The organism is Paenibacillus provencensis (genome assembly GCF_042678545.1).
Taxonomy (GTDB): Bacteria; Bacillota; Bacilli; order Paenibacillales; family Paenibacillaceae; genus Paenibacillus; species Paenibacillus provencensis.
This window is the reverse complement of record NZ_JBHTKX010000009.1, coordinates 1-12905: the sequence shown is the minus strand read 5'-3', so window position 1 is coordinate 12905 and position 12905 is coordinate 1. Positions and strand designations below refer to the sequence as shown.

Annotated in this window: 8 protein-coding genes and 1 pseudogene; 4 read left to right on the top strand and 5 right to left on the bottom strand. The window is 34.8% G+C overall.

Annotated features, from left to right (window positions below; all coding sequences use genetic code 11):
• Positions 1 to 343: 343 nt before the first annotated feature.
• Both ACFQ3J_RS24830 and ACFQ3J_RS24825 read right to left on the bottom strand, forming a co-directional pair.
• Positions 344 to 877, bottom strand: a pseudogene (locus ACFQ3J_RS24830) (Tn3 family transposase); the annotation flags it as partial.
• Between the two features lie 79 nt (positions 878 to 956).
• Positions 957 to 3905, bottom strand: coding sequence for a Tn3 family transposase (locus tag ACFQ3J_RS24825; RefSeq protein ID WP_090727729.1), 2949 nt, complete (start codon positions 3903 to 3905; stop codon positions 957 to 959).
• A gap of 146 nt (positions 3906 to 4051) precedes the next feature.
• On the opposite strand from ACFQ3J_RS24825, the gene ACFQ3J_RS24820 reads away from it, so the two are divergent.
• Positions 4052 to 4627, top strand: coding sequence for a recombinase family protein (locus ACFQ3J_RS24820; protein WP_063385374.1), 576 nt, complete (start codon positions 4052 to 4054; stop codon positions 4625 to 4627).
• 509 nt (positions 4628 to 5136) lie between these two features.
• On the opposite strand, the gene ACFQ3J_RS24815 is transcribed toward ACFQ3J_RS24820, so the two are convergent.
• A complete protein-coding gene (locus ACFQ3J_RS24815; protein ID WP_249436106.1) occupies positions 5137 to 5334 on the bottom strand; it encodes a hypothetical protein in 198 nt (65 codons plus the stop codon).
• Between the two features lie 364 nt (positions 5335 to 5698).
• On the opposite strand from ACFQ3J_RS24815, the gene ACFQ3J_RS24810 reads away from it, so the two are divergent.
• A complete protein-coding gene (locus ACFQ3J_RS24810) occupies positions 5699 to 6661 on the top strand; it encodes a PAS domain-containing sensor histidine kinase (RefSeq protein WP_177178843.1) in 963 nt (320 codons plus the stop codon).
• Positions 6662 to 6882: 221 nt separating this feature from the next.
• Here the strand turns inward: ACFQ3J_RS24810 and fbpA are convergent, their stop codons facing one another.
• Complete coding sequence (gene fbpA / locus ACFQ3J_RS24805) at positions 6883 to 7008, bottom strand: Fur-regulated basic protein FbpA (protein WP_175537550.1); 126 nt, start codon at positions 7006 to 7008, stop codon at positions 6883 to 6885.
• Positions 7009 to 7456: 448 nt separating this feature from the next.
• Here fbpA and ACFQ3J_RS24800 point away from each other — a divergent pair, with 448 nt between their 5' ends.
• On the top strand, positions 7457 to 8023 hold the full coding sequence (locus tag ACFQ3J_RS24800; protein ID WP_211749976.1) for a recombinase family protein: 567 nt from the start codon (positions 7457 to 7459) through the stop codon (positions 8021 to 8023).
• Positions 8024 to 8112: 89 nt separating this feature from the next.
• A complete protein-coding gene (locus tag ACFQ3J_RS24795) occupies positions 8113 to 11061 on the top strand; it encodes a Tn3 family transposase (RefSeq protein WP_066194381.1) in 2949 nt (982 codons plus the stop codon).
• Positions 11062 to 11330: 269 nt separating this feature from the next.
• On the opposite strand, the gene ACFQ3J_RS24790 is transcribed toward ACFQ3J_RS24795, so the two are convergent.
• Positions 11331 to 12725, bottom strand: a complete 1395-nt coding sequence (locus tag ACFQ3J_RS24790; protein ID WP_379294245.1) for a sensor histidine kinase — start codon at positions 12723 to 12725, stop codon at positions 11331 to 11333.
• Positions 12726 to 12905 lie beyond the last annotated feature (180 nt).

The following is a 12905-nucleotide window of genomic DNA, read 5'->3' as shown; positions in this document are numbered from 1 at the left end:
AGAATGTAATGAAACTTATTTTCGACCTATTAACTGAACATAGATAAGTGAATGAGTTATTGAACATCAACAAATGAGGAAAATCCTCATAAACCCTTTTGTTAGAAGGTGTTAAGGAACTCAAGGTTATCTGAACAAATTCCTTAGCGTATGTTTTTCGCTTTTCGTTGGTAGGACCCCAATTACGGCGAATAAATGGTGTCAAAACTCAACAGGCTTGAATTCTGGTTTAACTTGGAATAGGGGTACCGTCAGCAAAACGCGGATTTACAACGTTAAGGGGATCTGGATACAAAAATAGCCAATTTTCACCACGTTAAGGATGTAATCGGCTTTAGAACTATTATTGATTTAAAGACCGCAATGATTCTAAGTTGGTAACTCCTTTTGGATCGAAGCGATACTCTCCAAGGAAGTTGATATGTTCCCATCCTAATGGTTATATATGCTTTAATAAATCCTCCCGTAACATTCCTTTACTTTGAAGTAATTCGGTAGCTTTGCCTAGATAAACTGTATTCCATACACTAATTGCATTAATCAAGATGTTCAAAGCACTTGCGCGTTGCAATTGATCCTGCAGAGCACGTTCTCTCAGTTCTCCATGTTTTCCAAAGAAGATGGATCGAGCCAGAGCATTCATGGCTTCTCCTTTGTTTAACCCACGTTGGATACGGCGGCGCATCGATTCGTTTGAGATGTAATCTAGTATAAAAATCGTCTTTTCGATTCTTCCCATTTCTCTAAGTGCCTTAGCAACCTTATTTTGCCGAGCATAAGAACCAAGTTTACCCATAATGAGGGCACCAGAGGCTTGCCCCTCCCGAATAGAATGTGCCAGACGCAAAACATCATCATAATTTTTACGTATAACCTTCATATGGGGTACAGTCAGGAAAATGCGGATTTACAACGCTAAGCCCATTTCCCCGACTATTCCCCCAGTTTTAACAACGTTAAGAAAGTTTCAAGGGTCTTAAAGAATCTAACGAGACCATTTTCTCCGAATTAAAATGGTATTCTCCAAGTAAATTAATATGTTCCCAACCTAGAGGTGACATATGGTGCAATAATTCTTCATTAAAACTACCTGACCGTTTTTGATATTCAACTGCCTTTGTTAGATGTAAAGTATTCCAGATACTGATGGCATTAATGATTATATTTAAGGCACTGGCCCTTTGCAATTGATGCTGTATGGTTCGTTCCCTAAGCTCACCTTGTTTTCCAAAGAAAATAGCCCTTGCCAATCCATTCATGGCTTCTCCTTTATTCAATCCTCGTTGTATTTTTCTTCTTAATGATTCATCCGATATATAATTCAAAATAAAGATCGTTTTTTCTATTCGGCCCATCTCACGTAAGGCGGTAGCTAAGCTGTTTTGTCTTGAATAGGAACCTAGTTTCCCCATAATAAGGGATGCTGAAACTGTTCCTTCCCTTATAGAATGAGCTAATCGCAAAACATCTTCATAATTTTCTTTAATGACCTTTGTATTTATTTGTCCACGTAAAATGGCTTCTAATTTTGGAGATTCGCTTGCTTTATCTATTGTAAATAATTTTGAATCTGATAAATCTCTTATTCTTGGAGCAAATTTAAATCCTAATAAATGAGTCAATCCGAAAATTTGGTCTGTGTAACCCGCAGTATCTGTATAATGCTCTTCTATGTTTAAATCCGTCTCATGGTGCAACAAACCATCCAAAACATGAATCGCATCCCTTGAATTAGTATGAATGATCTTTGTGTAGTAAGAAGAAAATTGATCACTAGTGAAACGGTAGATGGTGGCTCCTTTCCCCGTTCCATAATGTGGATTTGCATCTGCATGTAGTGATGAAACTCCTAGCTGCATTCTCATACCATCTGACGAGGATGTTGTGCCGTCTCCCCAATAAGAAGACAATTGTAGCTTGTGATGAAAATTTACTAATACAGCTTGGGCTTTATTCATTGCGTCTTCATACATGCGCCATTGAGACACATTGGCTAGTTGCTTATATGTAAGCCCGGGTGTTGCTTGAGCCATTTTGCTCAAGCCAATATTCATTCCCATTCCTAAAAGAGCAGCCATAATAATGATTGTTTCTTCTTTATCTGGTTTTCGTTTGTTAGAAGCATGTGTAAATTGCTCATGAAATCCTGTTATATGGGCAACATCCATAAGTAAATCGGTTAATTTTATTCTTGGTAGCATCTGATACAGGCTTGCACTAAATTTCTTTGCTTCTTCTGGAACATCTTTTTCTAATCGTGAAATCGACAGCTTTCCTTTTTCAAGAGAAACTCCATCTAACTTGTTGGAATTACCAGCTAACCAGTGTAACCTCCCATTAAGGCTGCTAGTTCTCTCTGTAATATAATCCTTGAATGATAAACTAACCGATAATCTTGTATTCTCCTTCGTTTGATTCCATGTATCTTCGGAAAACAAATATTCCTCAAAATCTCTATATTGTCTACTGCCCACAATAGAAACATCACCAGCCCGAATATGCTCCCGAAGTTCTGTTAAAACAGCCATTTCATAGTAATGCCGATTGATTGTTGTACCATCATCCTCGTATAAATGCTTTTTCCACCGTTTTGAAATAAAATCCAAAGGTGAGTTATCAGGTACTTTTCGCTTCCCAGATTCGTTCATTCCTCGTATAAGTGGCTCATTCGCCTTTGTGGAATGAAATTCCAATACCCTTAATAGGGTTGGCGTATATTTTCTAAGAGAATAAAATCGTTTTTGCAGTAAGTCTAAATAGTCATAGTCGGCAGGACGTGCAAGCTCTTGAGCTTCTTCCACTGAAGAAACAAAAGAATTCCATTCAATAACCGATTCTAAAACCTCAAAAACGTCTAGTTTTTCCCGTTTTGCTTTGATTAAAGCTTGTCCGATGTTCGTATAGTGTATAACCTTCTCATTCAGCTTTTTCCCGTTTTGTTTCTGAATTTCTTCTTGAGCCTTACGGCCTTTTGATAACAGACTGAGTATTTGTCTGTCATGAATTTCAAAGGCTTTATCCGTTAAATCCTGAGTAAGGTGTAATAAATAGACGGTTAAAATCGAGTATCGTTTATTTTCTTGAAAGTCACGGAACGCATAAGGCTCATATCTTGAACCTAAGCGAGATAGCTGTAACAAGCGATTGCGATGCAAATGATTAATTTGTACCGTTTCTAATTCCATACCTCGTATGTATTCGAGTCGTTCTATTACTTTTAGAAATGTTTCGGATGAAGGATGACCCGGTGGTTCCTTTAACCAACCCAATATCGTTTTATTGGAATCGGATGAATGTTGCGAAGTAATGATTTCTTCAAGCTTTTCTTTTTGCTCACTTGTTAGAGATTGACTAACTGTATTAAACAGCTTCTTTTCAGCCATTTCTCTCGCCTCCCACACTATTCTTTCAAGTGTAGTGATAGCAGGCAGTATGATTTTGTTTTTTCTTAGAAAATCTATGCATTCATGCAGTAGATGAATGGCATCACCATTTTCCAAAGCTAATTGATGAAGGTGCTTAAATGTCATTCGATATTCACTCAAGGTAAAAGTTACAAAGTCGTATTCACTTCGAATTTCTTTCAAATGATCCCAAAGTGTATTTTCCCTTTGAGGATAATAGCTAAGCGAGGATGGACTAGCACTGATTTGTTTCGATATATATTGTATAACCGAATCTGGGATGCTTTTAATATGAGTGTATGGCCAACCGGAATACCGAAGAATAGCTAATTGAACGGAAAACCCTAAACGGTTTTCTTCCCTCCTTCTCTTATTAATGATTTCTAAATCACGTTTGGAAAAGGTGAAGTAGGTCCCCAATATCCATTCATCTTCAGGAATTTGCATAAAAGCCTGTCTCTGTTCCGGTGTAAGCAATTCTCTACCTCTAGCAATTTTCATTCAGTATCAGCCCATTTCTGTATTTTTCAATTTATTAGCTCAATTATATATCAATAGAGTGTACTCTATTGATACAAGTATAGTAGACTGATAAAATCATAGTTAAGAGTGTCTCATAAGACTTGTCTCAAAAACGAGGTGAAATTTTGCAGAAAATCGGTTATGTACGCGTCAGTTCGACTAGCCAAAATCCTTCAAGACAATTTCGGCAATTGAACGAAATTGGAATGGATATTATTTATGAAGAAAAAACTTCAGGAGCCACAAAAGATCGTGAACAACTTCAAAAAATGTTAGAGGATTTACAGGAAGGTGACATTATTTATGTTACAGATTTAACTCGGATCACTCGAAGTACGCAAGATTTATTTGAATTGATTGATTTAATACGAAATAAAAAGGCAAGCTTAAAATCACTTAAGGATACATGGCTAGATTTATCAGAAGATAATCCATATAGCCAATTCTTAATTACGGTAATGGCTGGTGTTAACCAATTAGAGCGAGACCTTATTCGTATGCGTCAGCGTGAAGGAATTGAGCTCGCAAAGAAAGAAGGGAAGTTTAAAGGACGGTTAAAGAAATATCATAAAAATCACGCAGGAATGAATTATGCAGTAAAGCTATATAAAGAAGGAAATATGACTGTAAATCAAATTTGTGAAATTACAAATGTATCTAGAGCTTCTTTATATAGAAAGCTATCGGAAGGAAAAAAATAAGCATTCATTACTTATATTAAAAATTTCCGGGGATTGTGAAACAACGTACCTAACCAAGCAGGCTATTTCTATAATGAAGTATCAATATTTGTTTATCTAACTAGGCACGATCATCAAAGGATTCCGAGTACATTTTAACGGAGATATACGCTAAACTCAGATTTAAAGCAAGGCTGTATTTTCCGAGAACACTTTATAAAAAACAACCTTAGTCATTCACAAACGAAGGTTGTTTTTATAAAGTCATGGTCTAATTAAAACAATTGCTGTCCCAAGAGCATACTTGAGACTGAAAAGGCACCAGCAGGTGGTAAAACATTAGTATATATGGGAGGTCCCAAACGGGGTGTAAAGGTTGTAGCAATCCAATTTCCATATTCACCAGCCAGCAAAGAGGGAGGTTTCATTATAAACCGTCCACTTAAAACGAAATGCCGAATGCTTATAGCGGTCTCATCAAATATTGTCAAGTTGCCAAAAAAGGAGGCATATGGTGAATCGAAACTTATTTATTTAGCGCTTTCGTCCCAATACCCATTAATCGGAATAGGTATACCACGAAAATTAACTGTACCTACTACTTTGTTGTCTACAATGGAATCAATGGTAAGTATACCTCTAATAATGGATCTCCCCGCAATAGAAGCATCAATCCCCCATACGGATGGAAAGGGGATACTAACTTTGGCTGTCTTTGGAATTTTCAAAATTAACCTCTCCTTGATTATTTTATGTATGGATTGAGTTGTATTTAATCATAATCCTGTAGTAATGATACAGTATATGCACAGAGAATCACTTAGGTGTTTTGTTAAGAAAGAAGCATCAATAATCAATCAGCCTACTGTCTAGATGAACAAGAGTTTGCCTGACCCACGAAAAATATGGAACATTAATTCCTGCTGCTCATAGATATGGTCTCGCATTTGGAAAATTTCTTAGCTTTAAAATAAATCATCTGATTCAATGAAATGTAATGCCTATCATCACCTATTTTTATATGTACCTCAGACGAATACCTATACCTCCGTTACTCTTCGATCATATTGTATTTGTACGAGGTGGTGTAAAATGTTTAAATTATATTTAGATCCTGGTCACGGGGGAGTGGACCAGGATTTGAGAGGTAAAGACCACAGATTTTTATATTCAGACGATCAATCTAATAAAACTATTAAAGAATTACGAAAAACTGTCCGACAAGGTAATATTTGGAAAGGAGATGTGAAAAACAAAGCAAAAGATGGTTCTTTTTATTGGGTACATACTACGATTGTTCCTTTCCTAAATGAGGATGGGAAGCCGTATCAATTTGTTGCGATTCGCAACGATATTACGGATCAAAAAAGGGCTGAAGAATCATTAATTAAGTTAGAGAAATTATCAGCTATCGGAGAACTAGCCGCTGGCGTTGCACATGAAATACGAAATCCATTAACAACTATAAAGGGTTTTACCGAATTTTTAAATGCAGAAGAAAAAGAAGACAAAAAGAAGGAATATTTTAAGATTTTATTAGATGAAATTGAACGAATTAATTATATTGTGGGAGAGTTTATGCTGTTAGCAAAACCTCAGTCCATAACATTGAAAACGAAGCCACTAATTCCGATTATCACCAGTGTCATCAAATTTCTTCAATCTGAGATGAACTTACACAATGTTTTAACTACACTAGATTTTGGTTCTCAAGATATTTATATAGAATGTGATGAAAATCAAATAAAACAAGTTTTTCTCAATATTATTAAGAATGCTATCGAAGCGATGCCCACCGGGGGAACCTTAGAAATTAAACTTGCAAGAAAGAGCGACAAAATACATATTATTTTTATCGATTCTGGGATGGGCATACCTAAAGAAAAATTAATTAAAATTGGTCAACCCTTTTTCACAACAAAAGAAAGTGGAAATGGATTAGGTATGATGGTTAGTTTTAAAATTATTCAAAACCACAAAGGTAACATACATATAGATAGTACAGAGGGTGTAGGAACAACATTTACAATAGTGCTAGCTTGCTCTACTCTTTAAGTAAATGTCATAAAATATTCACACTTATATTAAGTAAAACTGGCAATAATAAGTATTAAGCCCTTGCAACAACCACCAAAAAGACATCATAGATCTAGCAAGGGCAATTAATATAATTAAGTTTTTTGAAAAAAGTACAAACTATCATTTATATAAGTTCCCTCTTTAATTTATTATTTTTCAAACCTTCTCCCTTCTCCCTTAAATTGTTTGAAAATCCCTTATAACTCTGATTTTGTCAATTCATATAACTGTCTTCCATCTGGTGTCTTGAAATATTGAAGATGTAGCAACTGCCCAATTAAATACTGATTGGTACTATGAAGCTTGTTTCTATAAACTTGCATACTATTCCTCCATTCTTTTAAGTTAATCAGAAGGACAACACATAAAGAGTTGCCCCTTTATCGAAAGGTTAAAAACTAACCGTAGAACTATTATATTTTCTTTTAGGCTTATACTATGGATAAAAAATGTTAATATTTCTTGAACTTTAAGGCTTGTTCCATCAAAATACTATTTTAATATGTCAAAAACATTTTATCGATAACTCCTTGTTCAGCTATTGAAAATTAGTTCAAAAAACACCTTATATATGAGATGGTGAGTTCAGTAATAGGTGATCCACTTTTTAAAAGGATATTTTTTGTAACAATATTTATGAGAAATACTGATGCTTGATTTTACTAATTTTATAGGTTACCAAAAATAATTACCAAAAGTTTTACCAAATACTTTTACAAAAATGATGTCTCTTGTACAATTAGATTATTAAATTGTGCAGGAGGCTTCTTTATGATAATCGGTTATGCTCGAGTTTCGACAGTTGACCAAAATTTAGACCGACAAATTATATTACTTTCTGAGTACGGCTGTGAAAAAATGGTTCAAGAGAAATTTACTGGGACTGCAAAGGATAGAGATGGACTTAACTCATTGCTAGATGTAATAAGGAAAGGTGATACCGTTGTAGTAGAAAGTATTTCACGCTTAGGGAGAAAAACACTTGATATTCTTTCTATTATTCAGCAATTCGAGGATACTGGTGTAAAGTTCGTTTCTATTAAGGAGAACATGGATACAAGAACATCAACGGGAAAAGCCATGTTTCAAATGATGTGTGTCATCGCAGAGTTAGAAAGAAATTTAATTGTAGAAAGAGTTAAAGAAGGGTTAGAAGCGAGTAAAAGAAGAGGAAAAAAACTAGGAAGGCCTAAAGTGGATCAAGGGAAAATTGAAATAGCCTTGAGGATGTATGACAGTAAAGAATACTCGGTAAAAGAAATTGTAGAAGGTACAGGACTTTCACAGGGATCATTATATCGAGCGATTAATAAAAGAAAACTAGTAGAAGCAAATTAAAAATCTCTTATATTTTTAGGGAATTATGTGACGGACTAGGGCAGCTACTCTGTCACCACCCCCAACTTAATTTGAATGGAGTTGGTAATTTGGCATCTATAGAACGTACGGCTTATCCAAGATTTAAAAAACGTCCTACTTCAAAAGAACTTCGTGATGTTTACTCCCCTACACCTGAAGAAAACCAATTTGCGCATAAAGTTGCTAGAGGACCTGTTTCAGTTCTAAGTCTATTAGTTATGTTAAAGTCTTTCCAACGACTTGGTTACTTTCCTCGACCGAAAGATATTCCTGTAGAGATCATGATTCATATTCGGACCTGTTTGAATCTCTCTGCTAGTGTTGAACCGAATTACAATAGTAAATCAATTTACCGACATCAAAAAGCAATTAGAGATTACCTCAATGTACGTCCTTATGGAAAAGAAGCCTTACATATTGCAACTACTTCAATTTATAAGGCTACACAGGTAATGGACAATCCAGCCGATCTTATCAACGTATCCATTGAAATATTAATAAAAGAAAGGTGTGAATTACCTGCTTTTAGTACATTAGATCGATTGGCTCGTCGTATAAGAACATTAGTGAATCACCAGTTATTTAATTCAGTATTTTCAAAATTGACTCCTGAAATTGAGCGAAAGTTAGATCAATTACTAGTTACTAAAAATGATAATCGGACTTCTGAATATAACTTATTAAAAGAAATTCCAAAAAGCGCAACACTTTCGCATATGAAAGAAATACAAAATAGGTTACTTCTGTTAACTGATTTTATAGAAGAAATTGATAGCTTACTAGAGGATATTCCAAATTTAAAAATTAAACACTTCGCTTTAGAAGCAAAAGCGCTTGATGCATCAGAATTAAAAGACTTTAATTTAGCTAAAAGATATATGCTGCTACTTTGTATGATTTATCGCTCAAAAATTTCAGCTATAGATAGTTTGGTAGAGATGTTTCTCAAAAGAGTCAGAACTATACATAACAAAGGCAAAGAGGAGCTAGAACTTCTTCGAGAAAAACATAGATCAAAAACTGAAAATCTTATATCTGTTTTGGCGGAAGTCTTAAATGCCACAAGTATAAATGAGAACGATACCTTGACTGGTCAGAAAATAAGGGAGTTATTAGGGAGAAGAGGTGGTATCGACGCATTAAAAGAAGATTGTGAATCAATTTCATCATATAATGGCAATAACTACCTTCCTCTTTTATGGAAGTTCTATAAAAGCCACAGGAAAACTCTTTTTAGATTGATTAGTATGATTGAAATTAATTCAACCACACAGGATCAATCACTTTTAGAAGCTTTACAATTTTTACGTGATAATGAGAACCGAAAAATTGAAAATCTACAAATAGATTTGGATCTTTCATTTGCTAGTGAACAGTGGAAAAAAACGATTTATGTACCTAAAGAAAATAACTTAATCCATCGTAAACACCTTGAAATCTGTATTTTTTCCTATCTTGCAAGCGATTTAAAAACGGGAGACCTTTGTGTAAAAGGATCAGAGAATTTTGCTGATTACCGTGAACAGCTCCTTTCTTGGGATGAGTGTAAACCTATGGTAGATGAATACTGTAAGGAACTTGGCTTTTCTTCAAATTCAGGGGATTTTGTTCAACAATTAAAGCTCTGGCTAGGAGATACTGCACAAAAAGTAGATTTAAACTACCCTGATAACGGCCAGGTAATCATTAATGAAAATGGAGAACCAACGTTGAGAAAAATAATGAGAAAAGAACAACCTCAGACAAGTAAGGCGTTAGAGGTAGTTATTTCTCAACGGTTACCTGAACGAAATGTCTTAGATATTCTTTGTAATGTAGAACATTGGACAAATTGGACACGGCATTTTGGACCATTATCTGGTTCAGATCCTAAGCTTGAAAATGCAATGGAACGTTATATCATTACTTCTTTTGGATACGGATGTAATTTAGGACCAACACAGACTTCTAAGCACATGAAAAAAGCAGTAACCCCACACATGATTTCATTTGTAAATCGGCGACATATTAATGCATCTAAAATAGACGAAGCTATTCGTAATATTTTAAATCAATACAATCAATTTAGTTTGCCTAGACTATGGGGTGATGGAAAAACGGCTGCTGCAGATGGAACAAAATTTGATCTCTACGAAGAAAACTTAATCTCTGAATACCACATTCGATACGGAGGTTATGGGGGGATTGCATATCATCATGTTTCAGATACTTATATTGCACTCTTTAGTCACTTCATTCCATGTGGAGTTTGGGAAGCAGTTTATATTATTGATGGTTTGCTGAAAAATAAATCAGACATTCAGCCCGATACGTTACATGCTGATACGCAAGGTCAATCAACGCCTGTTTTTGCACTTGCACATTTATTGGGGATTAATTTAATGCCTCGTATTCGAAATTGGAAGGATTTAAAATTTTACAGGGCTGATAAGGACACAAAATATCACCACATTGATCAGTTGTTTAGTGATACCGTTGACTGGGACCTAATTGAAACACACTGGCAAGATCTGCTCCAAGTGGTTCTTTCTATAAAAGCTGGTAAAATATTACCCTCTACACTACTTAGAAAACTAAGTAACTATAGTAGAAAAAACCGATTATATCAAGCTTTTAGGGAATTAGGAAGGATTGTAAGAACTGTATTTTTGCTTAAATATATTTCTGATATAAAACTAAGAGAGCAAATTGGTGCTAGTACAAACAAAGTCGAAGCATATAACGGCTTTTCCAAATGGCTATTTTTTGGTGGCGATGGGATCATTTCAGAAAATGATCCAGAAGAACAAGAAAAGCGAATTAAATATAATGATTTAGTTGCCAACGCAGTAATATTCCAAAATGTATGTGATATAACACTTATTTTGTGGGAACTTTCTAAAGAAGGCTATGTATTTTCAAAAGAAGATATTGTCATGCTTAGCCCTTATCTGACTAGGCATATAAAACGTTTCGGAGACTATATGATCGATTTAGAAAATATTCCACAACCAATCGAGGGAGATATTCCTGTATAGTATATAAGAAAGTAAAGAGCAAGAAAGGGTTATAAATGGTAAACAATACCATACTATGACCCTTTTTTACATGTATCTCGGTCGTACCCCGAATTGTTCGAAAGAACCAGGATTGGAAGAACAGACGATTCTTTCTTTCACCGAAAAAAATACCAACCACTTATATCAGTTCTGAGAGATAAAATCATCAAGGTATTGCTTTCTTAGTCTTTGATCCTGCTAAACAGTAAACAGCCTCTTTATAAGAGGCTGTTTACTATAACTGTAATCTAGTTTAAAGAAAATGTGGCTTTAAAAATAGTTGCATCTTCATCCGATTTAAATGTCAGCCGCCCTTTATTCTTCCCAACTATTGAATTTACAATAGATAGTCCTAATCCACTGCCTCGCTTTTTAGTTGAAAATCCAGGGCGAGTGAGATCTTCAAGTTTTTGAGCTTGAATTTTATAACCATTATTCTTTACTTCAAATACATATGAATTTGCATCTACATAACCAATAATCGATACCTCAGCTACTTCACTCGGGTTGTTTTTCTTATATTCACGCGCTGCATCAATTGCATTGTCAATAAGATTACTTACAACACGGATAATATCATTAGTTCGGTATTTGAAGTTCGGTATATCTGAAATATCATGAGAAAATATGACACCATTATTAATGGCAAATGTATGCTTATATTGAATAAGACCTACAAGAGGCGCACAGTTTATATTTAATATCGCGTTAATATCAGCGGCTTCTTCAATGAGTTCTCCGGTGTAACGATGCAGATCATCATAAGCTTTCATTGATACTAAAGAGTGGAGTGTAGCCATCGCATTGTTATAATCATGCCTTTGTTGACGCACTGCTAAAAATATAGATTCCATACTTTTGGCATAATCGACGTGTACCGTTTCTAAAGCCTTGTCTTTATTTTTATTGAATATTTTATACATTACAACACACAAAAATAAAAACAATACTGAACAGATTCCTATTGCGTAAATATAGATATCAACTTCATCCATCATAACTTTTTGGATCATATCATGATCTGAAATGATGCAAAGGACAAATGTTTGCTCTCCAACATGTAATGGCATAAAAGACTTCTCCAAATTCAGATTATCTCTGCTGTCAACGTAATTAGTGCTCTCATTAACAGCTTTATTGATAAAAGGGATGTCTTCTGGTGTTAGAAGTGAATATGTGCCGTAGCCAACTAATTCAGAGATAGAATTGGCATCCCCATTTTCAAATAGAGCAAATTCGTAGTAAATCTTTTGACCATCATGATAATTTAATGTTGAATTACTCAATTCGTTCAGACGTTCATTTATGCTTTCTTGAAAAGACCCAGTAGCTTCTTTTACTAAGACCAGTTCATAATCAATATCTTCATTCGTATATATGTGAGTGATGCTTTGATTTGAAATTTGAGATTTATAGTCATCAGTAGTAGAAGATTTGCTTCGTATATGAATGGAATTCATCTGATACTTAGTCGAGATTTCCCTTAACTCAATCTGATCTATATCAGAAAGGTGGATCCCCAACTCGTTAACAATAAGTTCTGATAACATATTCATACCACTTATAATAATATTTTTTTCTTCTTGTTCGTTAAAGTGGACCTGTTTCATGAAAGAATTTATATACTCTGCTGTAACATCCATTCTCTTAGATGCTTCTCTTACCAATGTTTGCTGAGTAACAAAGTAATAAGCTACGTTAGAATTCCTGTAATACGAATATTTGGAGTTTGAATAAAAAAGAACGCCTCGTTATGATGGGGTTACGCACGAGGTCATTGCCTCAAAAAGCCCATCTGGAGGTCGCTCTATCATGAAGTTTAA